The organism is Psychrobacillus sp. FSL H8-0484 (genome assembly GCF_038005325.1).
Classification (GTDB): Bacteria; Bacillota; Bacilli; order Bacillales_A; family Planococcaceae; genus Psychrobacillus.
In genome coordinates, this window is sequence record NZ_JBBOSZ010000001.1 from 116,115 (window position 1) to 142,683 (window position 26,569).

27 protein-coding genes are annotated in these 26,569 nt (G+C 37.2%); 21 read left to right on the forward strand and 6 right to left on the reverse strand.

The features are described 5' to 3' along the window. Positions 1 to 82 precede the first annotated feature (82 nt). Both MHH81_RS00605 and MHH81_RS00610 read left to right on the forward strand, forming a co-directional pair. Positions 83 to 1,249, forward strand: coding sequence for an exonuclease SbcCD subunit D (locus tag MHH81_RS00605; RefSeq protein ID WP_340916727.1), 1,167 nt, complete (start codon positions 83 to 85; stop codon positions 1,247 to 1,249). Then, positions 1,246 to 4,326, forward strand: coding sequence for an SMC family ATPase (locus tag MHH81_RS00610; protein WP_340916729.1), 3,081 nt, complete (start codon positions 1,246 to 1,248; stop codon positions 4,324 to 4,326). Before MHH81_RS00605 ends, MHH81_RS00610 begins: the two co-directional genes overlap by 4 nt. A 476-nt stretch (positions 4,327 to 4,802) precedes the next feature. Here MHH81_RS00610 and MHH81_RS00615 read toward each other — a convergent pair whose 3' ends face one another. Further along, positions 4,803 to 6,110, reverse strand: a complete 1,308-nt coding sequence (locus tag MHH81_RS00615; protein WP_340916732.1) for a M48 family metallopeptidase — start codon at positions 6,108 to 6,110, stop codon at positions 4,803 to 4,805. Positions 6,111 to 6,235: 125 nt separating this feature from the next. On the opposite strand from MHH81_RS00615, the gene MHH81_RS00620 reads away from it, so the two are divergent. The 4 genes from MHH81_RS00620 to MHH81_RS00635 all read left to right on the forward strand — a co-directional run bounded on the left by MHH81_RS00620 (position 6,236) and on the right by MHH81_RS00635 (position 9,521). Next, positions 6,236 to 7,057, forward strand: coding sequence for an ABC transporter permease (locus tag MHH81_RS00620; RefSeq protein ID WP_340916737.1), 822 nt, complete (start codon positions 6,236 to 6,238; stop codon positions 7,055 to 7,057). A 4-nt stretch (positions 7,058 to 7,061) separates the two neighbouring features. Continuing rightward, positions 7,062 to 7,841, forward strand: a complete 780-nt coding sequence (locus MHH81_RS00625; protein ID WP_340916739.1) for an ABC transporter ATP-binding protein — start codon at positions 7,062 to 7,064, stop codon at positions 7,839 to 7,841. 12 nt (positions 7,842 to 7,853) lie between these two features. Then, entirely contained in the window at positions 7,854 to 8,939 is a 1,086-nt protein-coding gene (locus MHH81_RS00630) for an ABC transporter substrate-binding protein (RefSeq protein WP_340916742.1), read from the forward strand. Between the two features lie 135 nt (positions 8,940 to 9,074). Beyond that, on the forward strand, positions 9,075 to 9,521 hold the full coding sequence (locus tag MHH81_RS00635) for a YaiI/YqxD family protein (RefSeq protein ID WP_340925073.1): 447 nt from the start codon (positions 9,075 to 9,077) through the stop codon (positions 9,519 to 9,521). Between the two features lie 2 nt (positions 9,522 to 9,523). On the opposite strand, the gene MHH81_RS00640 is transcribed toward MHH81_RS00635, so the two are convergent. Next, positions 9,524 to 10,387, reverse strand: coding sequence for a glycerophosphodiester phosphodiesterase (locus MHH81_RS00640; protein WP_340916745.1), 864 nt, complete (start codon positions 10,385 to 10,387; stop codon positions 9,524 to 9,526). A gap of 270 nt (positions 10,388 to 10,657) precedes the next feature. Between MHH81_RS00640 and trhO the strand changes: the two genes are divergently transcribed. The 4 genes from trhO to MHH81_RS00660 all read left to right on the forward strand — a co-directional run bounded on the left by trhO (position 10,658) and on the right by MHH81_RS00660 (position 14,909). Further along, positions 10,658 to 11,614, forward strand: coding sequence for an oxygen-dependent tRNA uridine(34) hydroxylase TrhO (trhO, locus tag MHH81_RS00645; protein WP_340916749.1), 957 nt, complete (start codon positions 10,658 to 10,660; stop codon positions 11,612 to 11,614). A gap of 649 nt (positions 11,615 to 12,263) precedes the next feature. Next, on the forward strand, positions 12,264 to 12,710 hold the full coding sequence (locus MHH81_RS00650) for a GNAT family N-acetyltransferase (protein ID WP_340916752.1): 447 nt from the start codon (positions 12,264 to 12,266) through the stop codon (positions 12,708 to 12,710). Positions 12,711 to 12,726: 16 nt separating this feature from the next. Further along, complete coding sequence (locus MHH81_RS00655; RefSeq protein WP_445678058.1) at positions 12,727 to 14,031, forward strand: D-serine ammonia-lyase; 1,305 nt, start codon at positions 12,727 to 12,729, stop codon at positions 14,029 to 14,031. A 233-nt stretch (positions 14,032 to 14,264) separates the two neighbouring features. Beyond that, positions 14,265 to 14,909 carry an FMN-dependent NADH-azoreductase gene (locus tag MHH81_RS00660; protein ID WP_340916754.1) on the forward strand — a complete coding sequence of 215 codons (645 nt, stop codon included), beginning with the start codon at positions 14,265 to 14,267 and terminating at the stop codon, positions 14,907 to 14,909. Positions 14,910 to 15,364: 455 nt separating this feature from the next. Here MHH81_RS00660 and MHH81_RS00665 read toward each other — a convergent pair whose 3' ends face one another. Beyond that, positions 15,365 to 15,817, reverse strand: coding sequence for an ImmA/IrrE family metallo-endopeptidase (locus MHH81_RS00665; protein ID WP_340916755.1), 453 nt, complete (start codon positions 15,815 to 15,817; stop codon positions 15,365 to 15,367). A gap of 12 nt (positions 15,818 to 15,829) precedes the next feature. Next, entirely contained in the window at positions 15,830 to 16,171 is a 342-nt protein-coding gene (locus MHH81_RS00670; RefSeq protein WP_340916759.1) for a helix-turn-helix domain-containing protein, read from the reverse strand. A 256-nt stretch (positions 16,172 to 16,427) separates the two neighbouring features. On the opposite strand from MHH81_RS00670, the gene MHH81_RS00675 reads away from it, so the two are divergent. The 7 genes from MHH81_RS00675 (at position 16,428) to MHH81_RS00705 (ending at position 20,320) form a co-directional block, all read left to right on the forward strand. After that, positions 16,428 to 16,625, forward strand: coding sequence for an XtrA/YqaO family protein (locus MHH81_RS00675; RefSeq protein WP_340916761.1), 198 nt, complete (start codon positions 16,428 to 16,430; stop codon positions 16,623 to 16,625). A gap of 128 nt (positions 16,626 to 16,753) precedes the next feature. Then, positions 16,754 to 17,230 carry a sigma-70 family RNA polymerase sigma factor gene (locus MHH81_RS00680; RefSeq protein WP_340916763.1) on the forward strand — a complete coding sequence of 159 codons (477 nt, stop codon included), beginning with the start codon at positions 16,754 to 16,756 and terminating at the stop codon, positions 17,228 to 17,230. 75 nt (positions 17,231 to 17,305) lie between these two features. Further along, positions 17,306 to 17,593: a hypothetical protein gene (locus MHH81_RS00685; RefSeq protein ID WP_340916765.1), complete on the forward strand. Its 288-nt coding sequence runs from the start codon at positions 17,306 to 17,308 to the stop codon at positions 17,591 to 17,593. Between the two features lie 2 nt (positions 17,594 to 17,595). After that, positions 17,596 to 17,865 (forward strand): phage holin, encoded by a 270-nt coding sequence (locus MHH81_RS00690; protein WP_340916768.1) that lies wholly within the window; start codon positions 17,596 to 17,598, stop codon positions 17,863 to 17,865. Between the two features lie 109 nt (positions 17,866 to 17,974). Further along, positions 17,975 to 18,664: an N-acetylmuramoyl-L-alanine amidase gene (locus tag MHH81_RS00695; RefSeq protein WP_340916770.1), complete on the forward strand. Its 690-nt coding sequence runs from the start codon at positions 17,975 to 17,977 to the stop codon at positions 18,662 to 18,664. Positions 18,665 to 18,824: 160 nt separating this feature from the next. Further along, complete coding sequence (locus MHH81_RS00700; RefSeq protein ID WP_340916772.1) at positions 18,825 to 19,214, forward strand: GntR family transcriptional regulator; 390 nt, start codon at positions 18,825 to 18,827, stop codon at positions 19,212 to 19,214. After that, positions 19,211 to 20,320, forward strand: a complete 1,110-nt coding sequence (locus MHH81_RS00705; RefSeq protein WP_340916774.1) for a DUF1648 domain-containing protein — start codon at positions 19,211 to 19,213, stop codon at positions 20,318 to 20,320. The genes MHH81_RS00700 and MHH81_RS00705 overlap by 4 nt, the downstream gene beginning before the upstream one ends. Positions 20,321 to 20,574: 254 nt before the next feature. Here the strand turns inward: MHH81_RS00705 and MHH81_RS00710 are convergent, their stop codons facing one another. Continuing rightward, a complete protein-coding gene (locus tag MHH81_RS00710) occupies positions 20,575 to 21,015 on the reverse strand; it encodes a peptidylprolyl isomerase (protein WP_340916776.1) in 441 nt (146 codons plus the stop codon). A 79-nt stretch (positions 21,016 to 21,094) separates the two neighbouring features. On the opposite strand from MHH81_RS00710, the gene MHH81_RS00715 reads away from it, so the two are divergent. From MHH81_RS00715 to nhaC, 3 genes are all read left to right on the forward strand, one after another. Next, complete coding sequence (locus MHH81_RS00715) at positions 21,095 to 21,289, forward strand: YwbE family protein (RefSeq protein ID WP_340916778.1); 195 nt, start codon at positions 21,095 to 21,097, stop codon at positions 21,287 to 21,289. Between the two features lie 30 nt (positions 21,290 to 21,319). Continuing rightward, positions 21,320 to 22,423 (forward strand): amidohydrolase, encoded by a 1,104-nt coding sequence (locus tag MHH81_RS00720; RefSeq protein ID WP_340916780.1) that lies wholly within the window; start codon positions 21,320 to 21,322, stop codon positions 22,421 to 22,423. A gap of 128 nt (positions 22,424 to 22,551) precedes the next feature. Beyond that, complete coding sequence (gene nhaC / locus MHH81_RS00725) at positions 22,552 to 23,955, forward strand: Na+/H+ antiporter NhaC (protein ID WP_445678118.1); 1,404 nt, start codon at positions 22,552 to 22,554, stop codon at positions 23,953 to 23,955. 154 nt (positions 23,956 to 24,109) lie between these two features. On the opposite strand, the gene MHH81_RS00730 is transcribed toward nhaC, so the two are convergent. Continuing rightward, positions 24,110 to 25,354, reverse strand: coding sequence for a hypothetical protein (locus MHH81_RS00730; protein ID WP_340916784.1), 1,245 nt, complete (start codon positions 25,352 to 25,354; stop codon positions 24,110 to 24,112). Between the two features lie 91 nt (positions 25,355 to 25,445). Between MHH81_RS00730 and MHH81_RS00735 the strand changes: the two genes are divergently transcribed. Beyond that, positions 25,446 to 26,558 (forward strand): mandelate racemase/muconate lactonizing enzyme family protein, encoded by a 1,113-nt coding sequence (locus tag MHH81_RS00735; RefSeq protein WP_340916786.1) that lies wholly within the window; start codon positions 25,446 to 25,448, stop codon positions 26,556 to 26,558. The last annotated feature ends 11 nt before the right edge of the window (positions 26,559 to 26,569 follow it).

Genomic DNA, 26,569 nt, shown 5'->3' on the forward strand with positions numbered 1-26,569 from the left:
CTGAATTTTTAGTAATTCCTTAATTTACTAACTCTTTCTAATGTTAAAATAATCTTAATAAGATACGAAAGGAGATTTTCGATTGAAATTTTTTCATACCGCAGACTGGCATTTAGGAAAACTCGTGCAAGGTATATATATGACAGAGGAACAACGATTTGTTTTCAATCAGTTTTTGGAGGCGATTGATCTAGAAAAACCAGATGCAGTAGTGATTGCAGGGGATTTGTACGATCGAGCAGTACCGCCGACGGAAGCTGTAAATTTATTAGATGATTTATTAGCGGAAATAGTCTTAAAGCGTCAAACACCTGTTTTAAGTATTGCAGGAAATCACGATAGTCCCGGACGCTTAAATTTTGGAAGTAATCTAATGAAAGAAACAGGATTACATATTGTTGGTCAGTTAAATAAAGAACTAAAATCCGTCGTATTAAATGACGAGTATGGAGAAGTACATTTCCATCTTGTACCCTACACAGATCCTTCTCAAGTCCGTTATATATTAGAAGATGAAACGATCACCACTCATAACCAAGCAATGAAAAGAATTGTAGAAGAAATTAACGATAAAATGGATGCTACCAAAAGACATGTATTTATTGGACATGCATTTGTTACTCCTCATGGACAAGCAGAAGAAAACACTAGTGAATCCGAGCGACCGCTTGCGATTGGAGGAGCAGAGTATGTAGACGCTGCACTTTTCAAGAACTTTCATTACACAGCACTAGGGCACTTACACCAGGCACACTATGTCTTAAACGAAAAGATTCAATATGCTGGATCTCCTTTAAAGTACTCTATTTCCGAAGAACATCATAAAAAAGGATTTTTAATGGTTGAACTGGATGAAGAAGGAAATATTACTGTAGAGAAAAGATTGCTCTCTCCCAATCGAGACATGCGAACGGTGGAAGGTTATATGCAAGAAATACTAAAACAGCCTGTGAGTGAAGACTATGTATTTGTTAAATTAATCGATGAGGCACCCATTTTATCTCCAATGGAACAAGTTCGAACTGTTTATCCAAATGCGATGCATGTAGAAAGAAAGGTTTTTCAATCAGCAGTACAGGGAAGAGAAAAGGAACAATCGAGTCGCAAAAAAATCGACAATTTTACGCTATTTCAATCTTTTTATACAGAAGTAAGTGGAAAGAAACCGTCGGAAGAAACAGAAAAATTATTTAAAGAGGTTTTAACAAGCATGATGCATGAGGAACGGGAAGGAGGGGCAAATGCGTGAAACCGATACAACTGAAAATGACTGCATTTGGGCCATATAAATTTACCGAAACAATTGATTTTACAGAGTTAAAAGATAATCGTCTATTTGTTATTTCCGGGGCGACTGGCGCTGGGAAAACAACTATTTTTGATGGAATTAGTTTTGCCTTATACGGATCGGGAAGCGGCGAAGATCGACGAGATACTAAAATGATGCGAAGTGATTTCGCTACAGATGAGACGCACACTGCTGTCGAGCTAATATTTGAGATTCACAATCGCAGATATCGCATTTTAAGACAGCTTTCCCATGTGAAAAAAGGAAATAAGGGAGCAACGGGAGAACGCTACGAATTTTTTGAAGTGAAGGAAACAGGCGAAGTGCCTGTAGTCGAAAGACAAATTGTTTCGGAAATTAATAAAAAAGTAGAAGAAATCATTGGGCTAACACAAGATCAGTTCAGTCAGATTGTTATGCTTCCACAAGGCGAGTTTCGAAAATTATTAACTTCTCAAACAGAAAATAAGGAAGCTATTTTGCGCAAAATTTTTAAAACAGAGCCATATAAAATGATTAGCGAGAGACTTAGAGATAAAAAGCAAATAGCAGAAGCTGAGCTGAAAAAAGAAGAAACGACTCGACATAGTTATACCGAACAGATTATTGCTTCCTTTCCAAGGAGAGATTCCAACCTTTTTCAACTGATCGAATCGGATAATTATAATACTTTTCAGCTTGTAGAAGCATTAAAAGAAGAAACAAGCTTCTATAAAGAGAAAACTCAATTGGACGAGCTTGCTTACAACGAAGTGCATAGAACACACGCAAGCAAACTAGGTGCCTATCACGAAGCAAAAACGATAAATGAGCGATTTAGAGAGCTGGACATAAAAGAACAGAGACTTAATAACTTAAAAGATCAATCGGAAGAATACGCCGGGAAGCAACACCGACTAGTGGAGGCTGAACGAGCAAGCGCTATTGAAACGGTGGAAAACTACTATGTTGAACTCCAGCAGGAAGCAAGTAATAAGTCGAAGCTACTCGAAATAGCAAAAGCAACAGTATCAGAGGCAGAAGAATCAACAAGGCAAGTCGAAGTTTCTTATACGATGGAAGCAAATAAAAAAGAAGCTCGGGAAAAAAGTGTAGAAGCACTTATTCAGTTAAATGCATTACTACCTTTATTTGAAGAGTTGGAAACGAAAAGAAACGACATGCTCGAACATGAAAAACATACAGAGGAACTAAACAAACAAGTGACATCGAAAACAAAGCTGTTTATAGAAGAAAAAGCATTCTGTTCATCTCAAAAAGAAGAGATAGATACGCTAGAAGCGCTGGTAGAACCTTTAGACAATGAAGTACAACAGCTTGCCATTTTACAAGCTCAACATAACTTGATGCAACTATTCAGCGCGAATGAACGACTTTTACATTCTTTGAAAATAGAAGAAGCTTTACAAGAAAAGCTCTTTCTGGAGATGCAGGAAATATATCAGTTAAAAGAAAGCAATTGGATGAGTAATCAAGCGAGTATACTTGCATCCAAACTTATAGCTGGAGAGGCTTGTCCGGTTTGCGGAAGTACGGAACACAAAGAAATAAGTGCAAACATGCATAATCAAACGATTAATGAAGATGAAATACAACGTGTTAAAAAACAGTTATCACAGCAAGAGTCGAGTTTATTAACGATTCGTGCAAAAAAAGAAACGGCACAAGAAGCTTTCGAAAAGATGCAAGCTCAGTTAGAAGAGTTTCATGTAACTGCTCTAGAAGCAAATCAACTAAAAGAGGATGTCGAAAAACTAGAAGAAGAAGTAACAAAACTTCGATTAGAAAAAGAAAGACTCGCTATTTTAAGAGAACCTTATAAAGCCAACCTTTTAAAAATGGATAAACTAGAGCAAGAAAAAAACAGTTTGGAAACTACCTACCAACAACATAAAAGCTTGTTTGAACAAGTAAAAGCGGTATACCAATCTAAAAAGAGTTCTATACCTGCACATATTGCATCTTTACAAGAGTTAAACGATCAACTAATAGAAGCTAAGAAGTACAAAGAACAATTAGAAAATGCTTGGGATGAAGCACAAAAACGACAAAAGCTAGTATCAGAAGCTTTAACAAGAGCAAAATTATCTCTAGAACATGCTACAACTGCATCTCAGGAGGCAAGTGAAAAGAGAGAAAAAGCACATGCTCAATTTGTTGGAGCATTAACAAAAGCAGGCTTTGATACGATGGAATTGTACACAGCAGCGAAAATGTCGGAAACAGATCGAAGCGCTCTAAAAGAATTATATAACGCATATAAGCAAGCTCTTCATACACTTACAGAGCAAGTAACAGAAGCGCAAGAGCAGCTGAAGGATAATGTAAAAGTCGAGCTAACTCCCTTAGAAGATGAGTTATCTCAATTAAAAATTGCTTATGAAGTGGCATTAAATGTACTGAACAGCTCAAAAGAATATGCAAAAGTGGGACTCGAATTAGAAGAAAAGATTGTTTCTGCAAGCACTCGGATTTCTATGTTGGAGCAGCAATTAAGTCGCATAATTGATCTGTATGACATGCTGAGAGGTCAAAATCAATTAAAAATATCGTTTGAACGATTTATACAAATGGAATACTTAGAGCAAATAATACACGCTGCGAACGAGCGATTAAAACATTTATCCAATGGTCAGTATTACTTAGTCAGAAGCGAACGACAAGAAACGCACGGGAAGCAGAGTGGATTAGGCCTAGATGTCTATGATGCTTACACAGGGCAAATGAGAGATGTAAAAACACTATCAGGAGGAGAAAAGTTTAATGCATCACTTTGTCTAGCACTTGGAATGGCGGACGTGATACAAAGCTTCCAAGGGAGCATTCGAATTGAAACGATGTTTATCGATGAAGGGTTTGGCTCTTTGGATGAGGAATCACTAAATAAAGCTATTGATACGTTGATCGATTTACAAAAATCAGGAAGAATGATTGGTGTCATTTCGCATGTTGCAGAACTAAAGGCGGCTATCCCAGCTATATTAGAAGTGGATAAGTTAAAAGAAGGGTACAGCAAAACAAAATTTGTCATTAAATAAGAATAGGATGAGCCTAAAGGGTGCTGGATTGTATCCGGGCATCTGGATCTGTTGAATAGCTTAATTGCGTTTCGTAATCTTCGATGGCTTCTTTTCCAAAATTAGTTCCTATTATTATAAAAGAAACACGCCTCTTTTTAGTTTAATGAGTATTTATTTTATGACGATTGGAGTGGAAGGCGGCGACTCCAGCGGGAAAAGCGCGTCCAGGTGAGACCCCGCAGGAGCCTGCGACGAGGAGGCTCACGGACCGCCCGCGGAAAGCGTCCGCCTGCAACGGAATCTCCTAGATGTTATTTCAATCTGAAACCGATTTTGAAATTACTGAACGAAAAAGAGGAGAAATAGACAAAGAAATCCGGCACTTCCTGTTCAAACTTGAACAAGAAGTGCCAGATTTTTGTTTATAAAAAATTTACTGTATTAACAACGTAAATTTTTCAGTGGCCTCTAGTAGAGGACCCACCTTTTTCGTTTTATTCATTTTTAAGTATTGCTAAAAAGTCTTCATCATTATCAACGCCTAAAATGTTATAGCCAGAATAACCTTCAGGGTCTAAAACTGCTGGATCTGCACCGAATTCATACAATAACGCTGCCAATTCGTAGTCTTCGCTATATAATGCAGTAGTTAAAGCGCTTGAATATTGATCCGAAGTATTTGGATCAGCACCAGCCTCCAATAAAATTTCTGCTATAGAAGTATAGCCATTATATACAGCGAGAAGAAGCGCAGTCGTTTGTTCAGCATCTTGTTCTTCTAAGTTTACTCCACTTGCAACAATTTCTTGAACTTTTGTGTCATCTGCATCCACCACTGCCTCCATTAAAGGCGTTAACTCATAAGAAGTATCTGTAAACATGTCAGATTCATCAGAAAATGTTTCACCTAAAATGCTCCCCGAAAATAAACTTGCATATGTGAATGTTCCAGCCGTAAAAAGAACAATAACCCCCATATATACTGCAAAGAAAATTCCGAGTAACGCACCTATACCTAATGCAATTTTTGTTGTGTTTGAATAGTAACTAGGCGTACCAGTTACTCGCATAAAATTTCCAACAGATTGAATTCGTTTTGGTAAAAGTGGGTGGCTTGATAGTACCTCACTCAACCATACTGCAACATTTGACTCCGAATTAATTTGTTCTAAATAGGCATTCTCGTCCACTTCTGCATATAGTTTTTTCCCTACTCCAAGAATGGTGAGAGCTCGTTTAGCTGCTACTCCATCTTGTATATAATAAGCAGCCTCCCGATCGCAAGTATACTCGCATGAACGACTATATGCTTGGGAAAGAAAAGGGAAAAATTGAGCTGGCATGATCATTATACTTTTCCATACATGTCTACGTTTCACATGGGAAAGCTCATGTGCAATGATAAAATCTAGCTCAGCATCGCCTTGTTCTCTAGCAAGCTCAAAAGCTTCCGAATAAATAACAACCATGTTTCTTCCAAGGAATCTTGTTGCGAATGCATTAAAAGCACCTTCGGAGTGAATCACAAATACATCCGGCACTTTTTTTAAATTCATCTTAGTGGAAAGAGCTACAACACGTTCATAGACATCTGGAAATTGTTTTTCACTAATACGTATTCCATTCCCACGAATGGAGCCTAACATAATGGCATTTGCATACAGTAAAACAGCCAATAAGATAAGTAGAATTGCAATACCAAATATAGATGCAACTGCAAGTATGTATACAAACAAACTAAAAATAACACTTAAAACAAAATAGGGTGTTTCTCTATTAGACGTTAACTCTTTTAATGACAATTTCTACACCTCCTCAAAATATTAATAAACTTACTAAATATTGCTAGAAAAGTCAATATGAATAATATATGGTTTTCACACATTTACTCAACACGACATATTATTTTTACAAGAGGTGGTGAAAGATGCGCGATGAAAAAGGGCTCGTACTCTACGATCCTTATGAAACGGAACAACAGGAATGGAAGAAGCAACAAGTAAAAGAAAGAGCCAAACAACTACTAACCATTATCTCTCCTATATTCATTTTATTGCTTTGGGAGTTTTGTTCTCGAACAGGTATACTCGATATTCGATTTTTCCCCCCGCCTAGTGCAATAGTATCTACATTTCTCGAGTTGGCAGCAAACGGTTTGTTATGGACACATATATCTGTTTCTTTATATAGAATTGCAGTTGGATTTCTATTGGGTGTGATTCCGGGGGTAATTATTGGGTTACTGATGGGGTTGTACGCACCAATTCGACATTTTATATCTCCTATTGTAATGGCTTTTATGCCAATACCTACACTAGCTTTAATGCCTATCATTATTATTCTCTTTGGGATTGGAGACTTTTCAAAAGTAGTAACAATTGCAGGTAGCGTATTTTTCCCAGTCGTCATTAATACTGTAGCAGGCGTGATGAATATAGACAGAGTACATTTAGATGTTGCAAAAAATTACGGTGCCAGTCCAAAGGATTTTTTTCTTAAAATAGCATTTCCAGGCGCACTTCCTGTCATGCTAGAAGGTATTCAAATGGGGCAGGCAATTGCACTTTTAACAATTGTAGCTGCGGAAATGATGGGAGCCACTTCAGGAATCGGGTATTTAATCTGGACCTCTTATAAAGCATTTATGTTAAAAGAAATGTTTGTAGGCTTAGTGCTTATTTCTTTTTTTGGGTTTCTGTTTTCCCTTTTCTTACGTGGGCTACAAAAGAAAATTGTCCCATGGAGGTGAGTAAATGAGTAATTCTGTTAAAATCTATATTGAAAATTTAACGAAAGTATTTTACAAGAAAAATAATAGTGTGACAGCTGTCAAAGATGTGTCCCTTCAAATAGACGAAGGGGAATTTGTCTGTTTAGTTGGACCGAGTGGGTGTGGAAAAACAACCTTATTACGAATACTGGCAGGCTTAGAATTACCAAGCTCAGGTACGTTTACAATCTCCTCAGAATCAGACGTTCGACCTTTACAATCCATGGTGTTTCAAGAAAAAGGAGTTATTCCTTGGTTAACAGTGGAGGAGAACGTTGCATTTGGGCTCAAAATGCGACATTTACCGAAGGATTTTATTCGAAAACAGACAGCGTACTATTTGGAAAAAGTAGGTTTAAGTAAATTTTCAAAACTATATCCGAAAGAGCTATCTGGTGGAATGAAGCAACGAATTAGTATTGCAAGAGCATTTGCAAATGATCCTGAAATTTTACTTATGGATGAGCCGTTTGCGGCGTTAGATGAGCAAAATAAATTTATCTTGCAAGAAGAATTACTTTCTATTTGGTCCGAAACAAAGAAGACTGTGCTATTTATTACGCATAGTATCGATGAGGCCTTGTTACTTAGTGATCGAATTGTGCTAATGAGTGCACACCCAGGGGAAATCATAAAAGAATTAATTGTTCCGGTACCAAGGCCACGAACGATGGAGCAAGTTCGGGCAAATGTCGAGATGGCGGAACAATTTATTGTTATTTGGAATCATTTACAACAAGAAGTACAGAAATCGAGAAGATAAAGGAGGAAGTTTGTGAAAAAACGTTGGTTATTACTATTCGCATCCGCTGTTCTTTTATTAGGTGCGTGTAGTTCAAAGGATAATGAGGGTACGGGCAAGATGGACGACAAAGTAAGTAAAGATAATCCTTCAGGTGATTTAGCTCCACTCGAAAAGAAAGTCAAAGTTGTTATTGCGGAAGATGGAGCAGCATCCGGTGCAGGATTTTATATTGCGAAAGAAAAGGGATATTTTGAAGACTACAATATTGAAGTAGAATTTGCACAATTTGCGAATAGTGATGAAATGCTGCCAGCTCTTGCATCTGGTGATGTAGATATTGCTGGAGGAGTATCAACAGCTTCTTTCTTCAACGCAATTGCTCAAGGGATTGACGTGAAAATTATTGCAGACAAAGGGCATAATGTACCAGGGAAATCATATTTCTCGTTTGTTATTGGCAATCAAATGAAAGATGAAATTAAAGACTACAAAGATTTTAAAGGAAAACGTATCGGTGTATCATCTAAAAACTCGATTGATGAGTACATTTATTGGGAAATGCTTAAACATGCTGGTTTAACAAATGACGATGTAGAATTTGTACTGCTTGGAGATTTTGGAAGTATGCTTGGAGCAATTGAAAATGGTTCCATTGATGCTGCACTCCAAATTGAGCCGTTAATAGCACAAGGGATAGAAAATGGTTTCCATGTTCGTTTTGGAGATACGACGGATTATGCGCCAGAATCACAAATTGCAATGGTACTTGGTTCTCCACAATTTATGAGTGAGGAAAAAAATGTATCACTACGCTTTATGACGGCTTATTTAAAAGGAGTTCGGGACTATAACGATGCCTTTATTAAAGGAGAAGGAAAAGAAGAAGTGATCGACATTATGACAAAGCATACTTCCTTAAAAGATCCGGCACTATGGGAGAAAGTATTTGTAACAGGGTTAGATCCAGATGGGAAAATGTTTTTAGATGATGTTGTGAAACAATACAATTCCTACAAAGAAAATGGTGCAATTGATGGAGATGTGGACTTTGACAAAGCAGTGGATACGTCCATGACGGAAAAAGCGGTAGAGATTTTAGGAGAATATAAGAAATAAACGTCCAATATTAATTGGGCGTTTTTTTATAAAAAGGACGATTGGGTAATTATGTAGGAACTTGCTCTTTTGTTCATTAAATGTACTCGATAGTATACAATGAGGAAATATCGAATGGTAAATGAGGTGCGTGAGATGGTAAGTGTTTTAGTAGATGCAGATGGATGCCCAGTAGTAGACTTAACGATTGAGGTAGCACAGCATTTTGGATTAAAAGTGACATTGCTATGTGATACGGCTCATTATATGCAAAGACAAGGTGCTGAAACGATCATGGTATCGAAAGGTGCAGACGCGGTAGATTTTGTGCTTGTAAATAAAGTGCAAAAAGGAGATATCGTGGTTACACAAGATTATGGACTTGCTGCAATGGTTTTAGCGAAACGAGGGTTTGCAATTGATCAAAATGGACGTTGGTACACGCCTGATAATATAGACCAGCTTTTAGACAGTCGCCATATTTCGAAAAAAATACGGCAAGCTGGAGGCCGATTAAAAGGTCCTAAAAAACGCCAAAAGGAAGACAATGAAAAATTCGAAGCGAGCTTTAAGAAGCTATGTGCACAAGCATTAAATAACTAAAACTATTCATTAGGTTGTTTAAGTAAGTCAACAGCTAGGTTGGGGGTATTAGTAAAAGCTCCATTAGCCTTTAAATTAAGTGCTTTTTTCATATCCATCTCGTTATTAATATTGTAAAGATGAATTTGAAATGCATGTTGTTGGACTTCATGAATAAAGTTCTTATCAACCGCGTTTAGGTTTACTCCAATTCCACTTGCATAAGTACTTAAGCTATTATAATCTTGGTCGGAAAGAGCGGCTTTCTCTTTGAAACTGAACAGTTGAATAAGAGGAAGTCTCGGCTCTAATTCATGAAACTCTGTTAAACTAGCCCTGCTAAATGATTCAATAATTACTTTAGGAAGCTTCTTATTTACATCGATTAGATCATATTGATGTAGCAAAGCAATTAACTCTTCTTCCATTTCCTCATATATTTTTGGAGATTTCATTTCAATATAATAGTTCGCTTCGTCTCCAAAACGCAAAAATACCTCCTCTAATGTAGGTACATCCAAATCTTCAAATGCTTCATTTGCCATACTAGGATAAGTACTATTAAACCATTCTCCTGCATTTAGCTGTTTTAATTCTTCTATTGTGTAGTCTTTTACTAATCCACCCCCATCTGTAGTGCGGTCTACTGTTTCATCATGCATAGCTACTAATACGCCATCTTCTGTCATCTGTAAATCGATTTCAAGATAAGTGGCCGCAGATTGTTGTGCTATTTCATAAGCAAGCATCGTGTGCTCTGGAGCATATGTAGAAGCTCCGCGATGCGCAATAATTAAAAACTCATTGGAGGGAATGGGAACTGCACTTTTATCCGCACACCCAGCGATTAGTAAAAATAAAACGAGTACGATATGTTGTTTTCGCATGAGAAATCTCCTTTCAAGAGAAGAGATATAAATTCAGAGACGATTAGGTATTCATCATTTATTATCATATGAGGAAACAGTTGTACAAGATGCATGAAGGAAAATGACGTAATGGAAAATTAAAATAGGTAAAAAGCGACGAACAAGAAGCATTCATTTGCATGATTGTTCTTTTTTTGATTATAAAAAGTAAACTAACTATTTAACAAACGCCTACTTTTTTGATATATTAAACCGAATGGACAAAATTTAGAAAAGGTGGAGTAAAAAATGGAAACAAATGCATACAGAGTATTACTTTACTATAAATATGTCCCGATTGAAGATCCAGTAACATTTGCACAAGAACATCTTGCTGCTTGTAAAGAACTTGGGTTAAAAGGGCGTATTTTAGTATCAGACGAGGGAATAAACGGGACATGCTCGGGAACAATTGAACAAACTGACGCATACATGGACATGATGAAAGCGGACGTTCGATTCGCAGACATGGTGTATAAAATAGATGAAGCAGAGGGCCATGCATTCAAAAAAATGCACGTTCGTCCGAAGCAAGAAATCGTACATTTAGGATTAGCTGAAGATATCAATCCAAATGAACTAACTGGTAAATATTTATCGCCAAAAGAATTTTTTGAGCAAATGCAAGCAGAGGATACAATCGTAATCGATGCTCGTAATGACTATGAATTTGACTTAGGTCATTTCCGTGGAGCAATTCGTCCAGATATTCGCAATTTCCGCGATTTACCGGAATGGATGCTTGATAATAAAGAAATGTTTGAAGGTAAAAAAGTTTTAACGTATTGCACAGGTGGAATTCGCTGTGAAAAATTCTCTGGCTGGTTAGTTCGTGAAGGCTTTGAAGGTGTAGGCCAATTACATGGTGGAATCGCAACTTACGGAAAAGATCCAGAAGTGCGCGGACAGCTTTGGGATGGTCAAATGTACGTATTCGACGAGCGAATTGCTGTGCCGATCAACCAAGTAGAACAGGTCATCGTAGGGAAAGATCATTTTACAGGGGAGCCATGTGAGCGCTATGTAAACTGTGCAAACCCAGATTGTAACGACAAGATTCTATGCTCAGAAGAAAACGAGCATAAATATTTACGCAGCTGTTCAGACGAATGTCGCGAGCACCCACGAAACCGTTACATCGCAGAACATAATTTATCTGAAGAAGAAGTAGAAGCTAGACTAGCTGCTATTAAAGAAACTGTATAAAAACAACATTATCCCACGCTGATGAAACTAGCGTGGGATCTTTAACGTTTATTTTAAAGATGACTCTGTTAAACGTTCATGTTTTTATGGACGAAAATTCGATCGCTTTACGCGGACGAACTGCCAAGTCTCCTCGGCTGCGCCTGCGAGGTCTTGGCAGCCCGTTTTTCCGCAGGAGTCGCGCGGATTTTCGTCACAAAACATATTCTTCAAAAAAAACAACCTAATTTAGCAAGGGAAAGGGTGTTATGGGCTTTTTTTAACCAGAGAATTATGAAGGATTATTACAGAAGTGTTACTGGTGCCTGGCACCAGCAACACTTCTGTAATAATAAAATGTAATAAGTTGTGGAAAAGGTGGATAAGATGTGGGTAAGGTGTTTATTTTTTGGTTGCATAAAATATAACACTTTGCTATAAAGGGAATTGACCTAGCCATATCGAAAGTAACTAAGAGTTCGTATTTTAGCTTTATTCAGCAGGGGTATAACTCCCACTGAATAAAGTTAAAGCCTCCGGCAGATGCCACAGATTTTGTAATGGAGTTAACCGTTGTCGCATGGATGCGACGTTCTTAGGCTAACTTCCTTATCTATCTGTACGCAAATACTCCGAGGTGTAATTGAATTTAGGAATGGGGGAAACGTAAATGGCAATCGAAGTGAAGAAAATTTCAGATTTGAAAGAAGTCAACGTATCCAAACTAATTCAAGAAAGCGAAAAAGAAGGGTATCGTTTTGTATCGAGACTAGCATCCGAATATGAAGACGGTACAAATCGATTCAGTGAGCAAGGGGAAGCACTTTACGGGGTGTGGGATGATGAGGAACTAGTTGGAATCGGTGGGTTAAATCGAAGTACGACTAGTGCCGACGACAATTCTGCAAGACTATATCGTTTTTATACTTTACCGGAACACCGCAGAAAAGGAGTCGGAAGTGAATTATTCAAAATAATCACCGACAATGCAAAAGGTCAGTTTAGCAAAATAACAACGAAAACGGAATCTGCAAAAGTGGATGCTTTTTATCGTGCAAATGGATTTTCATTAGAAGAACGTTCACCCGATACAACACATGTACTTAGCTTAGAGTAGAAAGGGTTTTACAATCATGAACATGCAACAATTAATAAAGCAATTTCCTTTAATAGAAAAGCTTCAAAAGACGGAAGAGACCATATGGTTCAACCCGAATGAAATAAAGACGGAGGACGCTTTGAAAAAGGTCCCTATTACAAAAGAAATGGTGCAAGATGCAAGTGATCGATTAGATCGATTCGCTTCGTATTTACAAATTGCTTTCCCTGAAACAGTAAAATCAAACGGAATCATTGAATCACCACTGGTTGCTATTCCAAAAATGGAATCTGCCATAAAGGATTACTTCCAAGTTGATTTTGGTGGAGAGCTTTTATTAAAATGCGACAACGCATTACCGATATCTGGATCTATTAAAGCGCGTGGTGGCATTTATGAAGTACTTAAAACTGCAGAGACACTTGCAATTCGAGAAGGTTTATTAAAGGAAACAGACGATTACGCTGTTCTTGCTACAGATAAGTTAAAACAGTTTTTCTCGGGCTATTCGATTGCTGTAGGCTCAACCGGAAACTTAGGGCTAAGCATAGGCATAATGAGTGCAAAGCTTGGTTTTCGAGTAACTGTTCATATGTCGAGTGATGCAAAGCAGTGGAAAAAAGATATGCTTCGCGAAAAAGGGGTAGAAGTCATTGAATATGCCTCTGATTACAGCATTGCTGTTGAAGAGGGAAGAAAACAAGCCGAACTAGACCCTAGCTGCTTCTTTATCGATGATGAAAACTCCATCGACTTATTTGTTGGATATGCAGTTGCTGCAAATAGATTGAAAACACAGTTGGAGCAGCAAGGTAGAGTAGTGAGTCAAAATCATCCGTTGTATGTCTATTTACCTTGTGGAGTTGGTGGAGGTCCGGGTGGCGTCGCATTTGGATTGAAGCTTATATTTGGTGATCATGTACACTGCTACTTTGCAGAGCCAACACATTCGCCATGCATGTTACTAGGAATGCTGACAGGATTGCATGACAAGATCGCAGTTGGAGACATTGGGCTAGATAATAAAACAGCAGCGGATGGGTTAGCAGTTGGAAGACCCTCTGGATTTGTAGGGAAAACAATGGAACAGCTAATAAGTGGGAGCTATACAATAAGTGATGAAACGATGTATACATTACTCACTTTAATCGCCGACACGGAAGAAATTCAGCTGGAACCCTCTGCGCTTGCTGGAATGACAGGCCCAATACATTTAACAAGGAATAACTTCAATCTAGAAAATGCAACGCATATAGTATGGGCGACTGGTGGAGGTATGGTTCCAGACAATGAAAAGGGAATCTACTATAAAAAAGGCCAACAGTATCTTAAATTGTAGATTCGTTTTTAGATAGTTTAACTATATAGCTTTCTAACATATAAAACGTCCTTAAATGTTTTCTAATTTTAAGGGCGTTTTAAATTTGCACATATTTAAATTGATGGAAAGATAAATTCCGAAACTAACTCTTTGACATTAATACCTATAGTAATATATTATGTTAAAGTCTCGAATGTGAGATAAAGTATTTTAAACAAACAATACCTAAATATAAAGGAGATTTTAAAATAATGAACGTATTAGTAGTTAAAGCAAATAACCGCCCAGCAACAGCAGCAATCTCAAGCAAAATGTATGAAACTTTCATGGCAGAATTAGAAGGTAAAGACGTAAATGTAACAACTTACGATGTTTTCGAAGAAGACATGCCTTACTTCGGTCAAGAACTTTTCAATGCTTTCGGTAAAGTACAAAACGGTGGAGAATTAACAGACGTTGAAGCACGCCTCTTAGCTGCAAAGCAAAAAGCAATGGACGCAATTTCAGCTGCAGATGTAGTTGTATTCGCATTCCCATTATGGAACTTAACAATCCCAGCTAAATTACAAACATTTATCGATTATGTATATGCTGCTGGATTTGCATTCAAATATGATGCTGAAGGTAACATGATCCAATTAATGACTGACAAAAAAGCTATCTTCTTAAACGCTCGTGGTGGAGTTTACTCTGCACCAGAAGCAGCTCCTATGGAAATGGCTGTTAACTATATGCGCAATGTATTCGGTGGCGTATTCGGTATGCAAATCATCGATGAAGTAATTATCGAAGGGCACAATGCAATGCCTGATAAAGCACAAGATATTATTGCTGCAGGTATGGAAGAAGTAAAAGCTTCTGCAAAACGTTTAGCTGAATTAGCGGTTATCGCGTAATAAATATAGACAGTTCAAACTGTCACTAAAACCTTGTTTATCGGGTTTTAGTGGCAGTTTTTTTTATCCATATACTAATAAAGAAGTTGTAAATTATTGGATTTATATTACATGAAATGGCTTAACACAACCATTTAGCAAAATTCGAGACCAACTGGCCTAAAACCGAGACCTAATAAAAAATATATAATATAGTATCAGTTTGCTCTACTAAATATAGATAGAACAAACGATAAGTAAGAGGAAATTCATGTTTTTTGAGATAGCTTAAAAGCTGCTCTAGTGTTTTGCCGACAAATCCAGAAGGTCGACCTACTGCTAGACCATCCGCGTCGGTTTTGTTTTCTACCCAAAGAAGAAAAGAAGGATGACTTAAAGGAAGAATAGCTTTTAAGTCATCCTTCTAATTTATGAGAATGCAGCTGGAAAAGAGGATATAAAGGTTTAATTTAATCTTATTTTTCTATCATCTTAATATTAAGTGGATCAAAGGTAATCCTGTATTCTTTGTGTAATTTAAAGAGACCATATTTTTCAATATAATAATCGATCACGTTTTTCAAATACTCCGGAGTTACTTCAAGATTTATACATACTTCTTCTAGTGTTGTTTGTCCTTTTTCGTAGCAATCAATCAGCTGATCCAGAGAGACAATTTTTTCATAACCCCATCTTCGAGCTATTTGCTCTAATTTTACATTTCTCATATCATTTAAGTCTGTAATGTCCCCATAGGTCGTCTCGTAATGACCAAGCTCTTCTGCTAAAATGCAATGTTTTTCATAATTATTTTTGAATTTATCAATTTCAATTACGTGATCATAATATAAACCTGGAAGACCTTTAGGTAATATTTTCTCAATAATTTTAATATGCGGGTACTCCGTAATCAGTTGATCATACGCCATAAAACACCTCATTTATCCGCGTTGCGATTTAATAAACTCAATATATTTCTTAATGTCTTCCATTTCTTCCTCAGTGACATCATCATCAATATGTGCTGCAATAGTTACGATTTTCTGGCTGTCAAATCTTTTTTCATCGTCTTCACCTAAGAAATATTGGCCAGGAACTTGAAAAAAATCAGCGAGTAATCGAACAAATTCTAACTTAGGATCGGCTTCTCCATTTTCCCAACGACTTATGGAGCTCTTACTAATTTTACTACCAAATTTAGAATTTAAAGAATCTGCCAATTGTTCAATGGTGAGTTTTCTATTTATTCTTAGCTCTTTTAATAGTGTTCCGAAATTCTTCACAGCAGTAATCTCCTTACATATTATCTATAGTTAGAATTTTACAGACAAATTTCCGAAAATGCAACAAATCGAATAATTAGTTCCGTTTTAGGAATAAATGTGTTGACAGAGATTTCCGTTAATATTATGATGTGTTTATTCCATAAACGGAACATTGGAAAAGGGTCATTAGTTGTTAATAGTTTGTTTATTAGCGGAGGTGGGATTTATTATTTATTTTATGTTCCATTTACGGAAATATAAAGGGAGGGCATTTATGAGAATGAGAGAGGTGGAAGTAGATCCCAAAGGTGATATAAATCTCAATACAAAGGAAATTCCAAATCCATGCATCATAGTTATTAGTAAAGATAAAGCGAAAATGATAGAGTTACCCTCATTCGCTGAAACGACCATTAAGACACATCAAGGAAAAGTTGTGCGTGTTAAATGGAATGAGGGAGAAGATTTTTAAATTTGAGTAGAATAAATCATAATAGTCCCACCAGTCATCTGGAGGATAACAAATGATTTCAGCATCTTGCTGGTCATTTGTTGTCCTCTTTTTTTATTGGGTTTTAAAAAGAAAAGGAGGAACTTCTTATGTTAAATTGGGCGGATAAATTGATACAAGAGTATTCATATCATAAAAAAGAGTTGGAGCACCTAAAGGAACGTTTAGATCCAATGAATCCTAAAGATAATGCAGATCTCAAAATTATTAACAGCATGATTGATGATATGTCTTACGCACTTGAATGGATGAAAAAGGGGAGAAGACCAGGCAATCTTCATGGGGCTGACAAAAGGTCAATATATCAACGTCGTGCATTGTTGGACATGGACTTATTTCCTACGATTGAATTGGATACAGAGCAAACTAATTTAAGTGGAGAACAGAAACAAAAGATATTAACTATTTTAGTAGAGCTTTCCCATAGAGAGAGACAATGCTATTTAATGCATATGGCATATGGGATGAGTCTTACAGAGATTGCAGAGGAGCTAAATTTAAAGAAGAGAACCGTGCAACAATACATTGATCGTGCAAAGGACAAAGTCAAAATACTCGTTTCCTGACGTACACTTGACGTATGAACCCACCTAGTAGTGAAGAGAGTTATTTGGACAAGTAGAGTTGGATGGAGGTGAGAAATGGAGGCATTTATCGGTTTTGGTTGCACTGTGTTGGGTTTATTAATAGGTCTGCTTGCATTTGGTCGTAACCGCGACAAGGATGTGAAAGCAGATGCTGCAAAAACGGCAGTTATTGAAACTAAGCTAGACACGATTAGTAATGGTGTGGAATCGATTCGAATCGATTTGAAAGCGAATGAGAAACAAATGGACGTATTAGCAGAACGTGTAGCGCGAGTGGAGGAAAGCTCGAAGCATGCTCACAAAAGAATCGATAATCTCAAAATTATTCAGGAGGCACAATAAGTATGAAGATTAACTGGAAAGTACGTTTTAAAAATAAGATTTGGGTTACAGGTTTTATTGCCCAAATATTTCTATTAACTGAACTACTTTTGATAAGTGCTCATACTGCTGGTTTAATGAATTTCTATTTAACGGAAGAAATGAAAGATTGGATATTTGCTTTTGTAAATGTAGTGTTTGGATTATTAGCGACAATGGGGATTATTCAAGATCCTACAACAAATAATTTTGCGGATAGCCCAAGAGCAATGAAATATATCGAACCAAAATAAGCTGCCTTCGGGTAGCTTTTTCTTTTAAGGTGGTGATTGCTATGTGACATTTAAACTGGTGTACAAGCATTCTTTTCTAGTAATTCAAAACTAATATGAGGTGATAATTATGGTAAAAGTATTTATTGATGCAGGACATGGTGGAACGGATTCAGGTGCAGTAGGAAATGGTTTACAGGAGAAAAATCTAACATTGCAAATTGCCACTAGAGTCAAAGATATTCTGATTGCTGAGTATAACAATGTAAGTGTATTAATGAGTCGAACTGGGGATCAGACTTTGACGTTGACGCAACGTACAAATGCAGCTAATGCTTGGGGGGCAGATTTCCTCCTTTCAGTTCACATAAATTCAGGCGGTGGAACTGGCTATGAGGATTATGTATACCCGGGAGTAGGGGCACCTACTACAACTTATCAAAATACGATTCATGCAGAAATATTAAAGCTTGTGAATTTTACTGATCGTGGTAAAAAACAAGAAGACTTTCATATGTTACGTGTATCCAATATGCCAGCTCTTTTGACGGAGAATGGATTTATTGATAATGCAAATGATGCGGCAAAGTTGAAAGCATCATCCTTCATTGAATCACTGGCCCGAGGTCATGTGAATGGAATTGCAAATTGCTTCAATCTTCCAAAGAAAAGCACAGCAGTTTATCATACTGTAAAAAGTGGTGATACAGTTTACTCGTTAAGTGCGACTTATGGTAGCACAGTACAACAAATTAAGGATTGGAATGGTCTGGATGCTAACTACACAATTTATATTGGACAAGTGTTAAGGGTGAAATAAAGAATGATTAGCCCTGCTCACATACGTGGGTGGGGCTTTTTTTATGGAATAATTCATTTGAAATACTATATTGATCGAAAAAAGGTATTTTTTGCTCTACTAAATGTAGAACAGGTGTGTTACACTACTAGTAGAACAAACGGTAAGTAGGAGGAAATTCATGTTTATTGAAATACAAACAAACTCATCTGTGCCAATCTATTTACAGTTAGCTCAGCAAATAATTGAAGGGATAGTTAGGGGAGACCTAAAACCAGGCGATTCGTTGCCATCGGTTCGAGCGTTTGCTGCAGACCTTGGCATGAATATGCATACGGTAAACAAAGCATATCATTACTTAGAGGAAAAAGAATTCATTCAAATTGTTGCAAAATCCGGCGTTATCATACAACCCAATGGGATACCAAAAGCTTCAGAGGAAGAAAAACAACAGCTTGCAGAGCAATTAAGGCCTTTAATAGCGGAAGGGATGGTGCTAAAGCTTTCAGAGGATGAAATGGTAGACATGTTATGTAACCTTGTTCGAGATATTAAGGAGGGTAAACAATGATCATTTTGTTATTTGGATTTATTCTTTTATTTATTACAGTTTTACAAGCGTTTATGCCGACATTTTTGAAGCAAACAGAGGCTTTTGGGGTCTATGTACCGGAACAATATGCGAAAGAAGAAATCATCCTTCGAATGAAAAAAAGATACACCGTTGTTGTGTTTACAACAGACCTAGTCATTTTAGCAGCCTATCTACTTTGGGCACTCACACAAAATCCAACAGAAGAAATTCTTGCACTTATAAGTATGGGAGTTCTGTTTACGACTTTGTTTATTGGTATTGCGTATTATTTTATTATGCATGTACGCGTGAAGCAGCTGAAAGAAGAACAAAAATGGATGTCCAATAAGAAAGAAGTCCGTGTAGTCGATTTGCAATTTCAGAAAAAGCTTCAGTTAATACCACGAGTTGTATTTATTATTCCTATGATTGTAACAGTCGGACTCATCCTATATACGTTTATGAAGTATCCCGATATGCCAGATTTAATCCCTACACATTGGGGGCCAAGTGGTCAGCCAGATGCATTTAGTGAAAAGACATATTTTAGGGTAATATCGTTGCCGGTCATTTTGCTTGTTATGCAAGGTATGTTCCTAATGATGAGCGAAGGGATGAGGTTTTCAGGAGCAAAGATTAACCCAGCAAATAAAAAAACGTCTGTAGTACAACAACTTGCATTTCGAAAATATTCAAGCTGGTTCGCATTATTCATCACGATAATTGTCACTCTCTTATTAGGGTATCTACACCTACAAACAATTCATCCGGAAATCTCATCTTCATGGATTATGTTCTCCTTACCGCTTGTATTTTTAGTTTCAACATTTATTGGTGTAGCCATATATACAATAAAAGTAGGCCAAAATGGCTCACGCATTAAAGTAAATGGGGAGAGCGTTAGGTTAGAGAATGCGATTGCAGCAGTAAACGATGATAAATACTGGAAAGGTGGCATGTTCTACATGAACAAAGACGATCCAAGTATTTTAGTCGAAAAACGCTTTGGTGTAGGATGGACGCTCAATTTTGCGAAACCTTTGAGTTGGATTGTTTTTTTAGTACCACTTTTCATTATCTTAGCAATTGCATTTTTATTATAAAGGCTATGTTAAACGATCATGTTGTTTTAGACGAAAATTCGCTCGCTTTCCGCGGACGAACTCCCAAGCCTCCTCGGGGCAATAGGATTTGTTCCTATAAGCTCGCTTGGGGGTCTTGGTAGCCCGTTTTTCCCAGGAGTCTCGCAGATTTTCGTCACAAAATAAATTCTTCTAAAAAAACAACAGCCTGATTTAACAGAGCGATTAATAAAGAAAAGGGTAACTCTGATTTTTTCAGAGTTACCCTTTTTCCATTATTCTGCGTCGAATATTTCTACTTTTTCCATTTTCGCGCCATTTTTCATAGCTTTTGCTATTTCAAGACCGCTTGTTACTTTACCGAAAACAGTGTGAACGCCATTTAAATGTGGTTGTGGTGCATGCACGATAAAGAATTGGCTAGAACCTGTGTCTTTACCGGCATGTGCCATTGATAAGCTACCAGCTTCGTGTTTGTGTGGGTTGCCAACAGTTTCACATTTAATTGTTTTGCCGCTTCCGCCCATACCTGTACCAGTTGGGTCTCCACCTTGACTTACAAAGCCAGGAATAACACGGTGGAAAACTACCCCGTTGTAGAATCCGCTGTTTGCTAACTCTTCAAAGTTTGCAACTGTGTTTGGTGCTTCATTTGGGAATAAATCAAATTCGATTTTTTCGCCAGAATCCATTAAGATATATCCTTTTTTAGTCATTCAAAACACTCCTTTTTCAAATAAAATCCTTCATTAGTATAGCATGAAAGTGGTACGATACAAAAAGAGGTGAATCATAATGAATGGACAAAATAGAAAAGATGTTAAACCGGGAGTAGAAGTATATATCATTTTGAAAAAAGACCAGCGATCAGGTGAAAAAACAAGAGGTATTGTGAAAGATCTTTTAACGAATTCGTCCTTCCATCCACATGGGATAAAAGTTCGATTAACCGATGGACAAATAGGACGTGTGTGTGAAATCATAGAATAAATTATTGATTGAAAAGGGAGTGCAAGACAGATGCAAGTAGAAACTCAAATTTTGCAATGGTTTGATCATTTTCACAAATACCCAGAAGTAAGTTGGAAAGAATACGAAACAACGAATAAGCTGGCTGAGATACTAGATGGGTTAAAGGTACCTTATCGACGCTTCGATGATGTAACAGGATTATTGGCAGAAATCGGAGAAGGTGAAGAAGTCATTGCTGTTCGTGCAGATATCGACGCATTATGGCAAGAAGTAGACGGAGAATATCGTGCAAATCACTCATGTGGACATGATGCTAACATTTCTATGGTGCTCGGAGCATTACTATTACTGAAGGATGAGAAGCTAAAAAAACGAATTCGCTTTATATTTCAGCCGGCAGAGGAAAAAGGTAATGGTGCAAATGCCATGATTGACCGTGGAGCACTCGAAGGAGTGACACACTTATTTGGTGTGCACTTACGACCAATCGAAGAGCTTCCATTCGGAAAAGTGTCGCCTGCTATTCACCACGGAGCTGCAATGTTTCTAGAAGGAAAAATTAAAGGAATCGATGCCCATGGTGCACGTCCACAGCAAGGAAAAAATGCTATTGACGTAGCTGTGGCAATTCATCAAGCATTGAAAAATTTATATTTCTCTCCATTTGAAGCTTATTCGGCCAAATTAACTAAGATTCATGCAGGGGGAGATAGTGCAAATATTATCCCGGGTACAGCATTATTTTCGATTGATGCTCGCGCACAAAAAAATGAGATTTTATTCAAAATGAAAGATCAAATAGAGAGAAACTTACATGCACTTAAACAGTTATTTGATATAGAAATGGAATGGGAATGGCAAGATATAACACCAGGTGCTGAAGTGTCAAAAGAAGCTGCTGCAATTGCTAAAGAAGGAATAATAGAAGCAGTTGGGATAGAAAATCTAGCGGAAGAAGCGATTACTTCTGGAAGTGACGATTTCCACTTCTATACGATTAAGCATCCTGAGGTAAAAGCAGCGATGATTGGAATTGGAGCGGACCTTGCGCCTGGATTACATCATCCAAAAATGAGTTTTAATCAAGATTCACTCCTAATTGGGGCCAAAGTAATCTCGAAAACGCTTACAAAAATTTCGAAAAAGGATTGACGAGGCTTTCGTTTCCATTTATCATAACACTATTAACGACTATTTAACGGCAATTTAGAACTGTCGCAATATAGTAACAAAGGGGAAATAGTATGGTGGAAACAAAAAACACAACCGCTAAAAAAGAGATGTCTTTAATATGGGCAATTATTCCATTAATAGTGATGATAGCTTGCATGTATATTGCGGTAGTACGATTAGAACAAGGTCCACATATTCCATTAATCATAGGAACATCTGTTGCTGCATTAGTTGCTTGGAAGCATGGATTTAAATGGAATGACATTGAAGAAATGATGTATAAAGGGATTAAACTAGCTTTACCAGCAGTTGTAATCATTATGTTAGTAGGTTTAACAATTGGTTCTTGGATTGGTGGCGGAGTAGTTGCTACTATGATCTATTTTGGCCTTAAAATTATTACTCCTGCATTGTTTTTAGTGACGATTTGCATAATTTGTATGATTGTATCACTTGCAATCGGTAGTTCTTGGTCCACAATGGGAACAATTGGTGTTGCAGGGATGGGAATTGGACTTAGTATGGGAATTCCAGCCCCGATTATTGCAGGAGCGGTTATTTCAGGAGCTTATTTTGGAGATAAGATGTCCCCTCTATCGGACACAACAAATTTAGCAGCTGGGTTAACGAACACAAATCTATTTGTACATATTCGACATATGTTTTTTACTACAGTACCTGGAATTCTTATCGCTTTATCTGTATACGGTTTTTTAGGTATGGAATATAAAGACAGCAATATCGATCAGGAGAGCATTCTTCAAACAATTTCCATGTTGGAGAAGAGCTTTGTCATTTCTCCTTGGTTATTATTAATACCAGTAGCGGTAATTGTACTTGTTGCCATGAAGGTTCCAGCAATTCCCGCATTAGTTATCGGAATTATTTTAGGATCTTTATCTCAAGTATTTGTGCAAGGAGGAAGTCTTTCAGAGGCAATTGGGGCACTTCAAAGTGGTTTCGTTATTGAAACTGGAAATGCTATGGTAGATGATTTATTTAACCGTGGTGGCTTAGATGAAATGATGTATACTGTATCAATGACGCTTGTCGCGATGACATTTGGAGGAATACTAGAATATTCTGGTATGCTTCAATCCATTATGAATCAAATACTTAAATTAGCAAAATCAGCAGGTACACTAGTAGCATCTACAATCCTAGCTTGTTTTACAACAAATGCAACATGTTCAGAACAATACATTTCAATTGTTGTTCCAGCACGAATGTTTGCAAACGCCTATACGAAAATGGGACTGCATTCTAAAAACCTATCTCGTGCATTAGAGGATGGAGGAACACTTACTTCAGTCTTTATACCGTGGAATACTTGCGGAGTCTTTATTTTAGGGACTTTAGGTGTAGGTGCATTTGAGTATGCTCCATATGCAATATTAAACTATGTTGTACCTCTTTTATCGATTGTATATGCGATGACTGGCTTTACAATCCAAAAGTTAACAAATTCAGAAATAGCAGAAATAAACGAAAAAGAAGCTATGCAAGCATAAGAAAAGAGGAAAGTTCAGCAAAAGTGAACTTTCCTTTCTTTATAAATAGGAACTGTTATATTTTATTACTGTTGTTTTTTAGCATAGAATTCGCGCAGACTCCCGCGGAAAGCAGCGGATTCTATCAAAGAACAACCATTTAGTTTAATAGTCCCTATAAATAAGTAGGGAAGTTTAATTCGTAAATGGCACGAGGGCGACCTTGTTGGTAGGTCATTTCTTCTCCGATGATACGAGCATATCCATGATCTAATAGCTTTTTCAAGATTCGTTCCGAAGTTCGTCTACTAACTTGTAAATAGTATTCTAAATCCTGTGCTGTAAACTCGGTGGACTTACGAGAACGACTAAACTGTATTATTTTTGAAACATTCGCAGGACTCAGCGTTGTTTCTTTCGCTAATTGAGCTAGTTTTGGGTCGTTTGTTTTCAACTGAACTTGCTTTTGGTTTGTTGGAAAAGGTCCTAATAATTCCTTGTGATCGTTTATTAAATAAGCAGTATTCTCTGTTACGTAATCGAGAGCATCTTTTGCATTTTGCGTCGCTTCTACAACTGTTTTTCCAAATCCAAATGCAACTTTAAGCGGTGAAGAAGCAAGTTCAAACCACTTTTCTAGCGTATTGTTTTTCAATACATGTTGCACATCACCTTGTGTGGAGTACAACATGTATAAATTATCTTCCGTTTTAACAAAGCTTGCTTGTATCGAGCTTGAAATTTTCTTTAATAGATCACTTGTAATCGCAGTATGGTTGGTTAATTGTATATATCCAACAGCAATTTTAGCCGACTGACTTTTTGCAAGTAGTGCCATGGATTTTGTTTCTTCCAGGCAATTTAGGATAGAATTTTTCGGGTCAATCATTCGCATGACAGAAAGATTATTTTCTTTCATTTTTTGATAAACCGCATGAATACTAGTTACCGCAAGAGAGGATTCTCCGCTATCCTGTAAATTCGAATGAAATGAAACAACATCGTGTAAATCAAACGTAGGATCAATTTTCATCATATATGGGTAATGTTCTATTTGCCCAATATCCTCCAAAACGTTTTGCACACTTTGCGGCTCAATCAAGTCAATAGAAATCTTTTGCACAGGAATAGAGGTAGAATAGCTAATAGTTAGTAGTGTTGTAGTAATAGCTGTTTCATCTTGCCTTAAATAATGAGATGGTATAGGTAGCTTTTCTCTAACTTCCTTTGCGTAAATATACGGAAGTGACCCAGAAAAAAATACGGCATCGCATGGTTTAATAGTAGGAACTATATCTTTTGCTTCCATCGGCGTATTATAGATATAATAGTCCATACGAATAGATGGGAGTTCCTGCTCAAATTGCATTAAACGCTCGATAAATTTACTGGATCCTAAGACTGCAATGCGTATAACCATCCTTGCACCTCTTTTTTTTATTTTTTAACGACCATTTAACGACAACTATAAAGAAAAAAATACTATTTGTAAAGAAAGAAGGAATTTTACGATGAAAATTAAAGAAATCGATATTTATGCAATTAGATTACCATTAGTCGATCCGTTTATCATTAGCTATCACACATACGACGATATGCCCTCTATTATTGTGAAGCTAACAACAGAGGATGGTCTAGTTGGATACGGAGAAGCTGTTGCGGATGAGCATGTAACGGGTGAGACATGGGAAAGTACCTATGCAATATTACAACATACATTGGCACCTTTATTAATTGGAGAAAATCCAATGGAATTTGAACGCCTACATGAAAAAATGGATAAAGCGGTCTATCATGCGCCAGCTGCAAAGGCTGCAATGGACATTGCATGTTACGATGTTGTTGGGAAAAAGCTAGGGGTTCCAGTATACCAACTACTTGGCGGTCGTTATCATGAGAAGTTCCCAATTACCCATGTATTAAGTATTGGAACTCCTGAATCTATGGCAGAAGAAGCAGAAAAACGTATGAAAGAAGGTTATTCATCGTTTAAAATGAAAGTTGGAACAGAAATTCAAGCGGATGTAAAACGAATTCAAGCAGTGCGTGCAAAAGTGGGAGACGATATCGCCATTCGCGTGGATGTCAATCAAGGCTGGAAGAACAGTGCAAATACAATCACTGCAATGCGTCAGCTAGAGGACGCAGGGCTTGACTGGTTGGAGCAGCCAGTAGTTGCCGATGATTTCAACGGAATGGTAGAAGTAAAAGCAAAAACAAGTACCCCACTAATGATGGACGAAGGCTTAAGAGGTTTTCGTGATATGCGCGAATTAATCGAGAAAAATGCGGCACATAAGGTGAATATTAAATTAATGAAATGCGGTGGAATCTACCCTGCTATGAAGCTTGCACATATGGCTGAAATGGCAGGCATTGAATGCCAAATCGGATCAATGGTAGAGTCTTCGATTGGTTCAGCAGCTGGTTTCCATGTAGCGTTTTCTAAAAAAGCATTTACTAGTGTAGAGTTAACTGGCCCATTAAAATTCTCAAAAGACGTTGGGAATTTGCACTATGATGTTCCTTTTATTAAACTAAATGAGCGTCCAGGACTAGGTATTGATGTGGATGAAACTGTATTACTAGAGTTAACGGAGTTTTCGACAAAAGTAACGAAGTAAGAGGAAGTGAT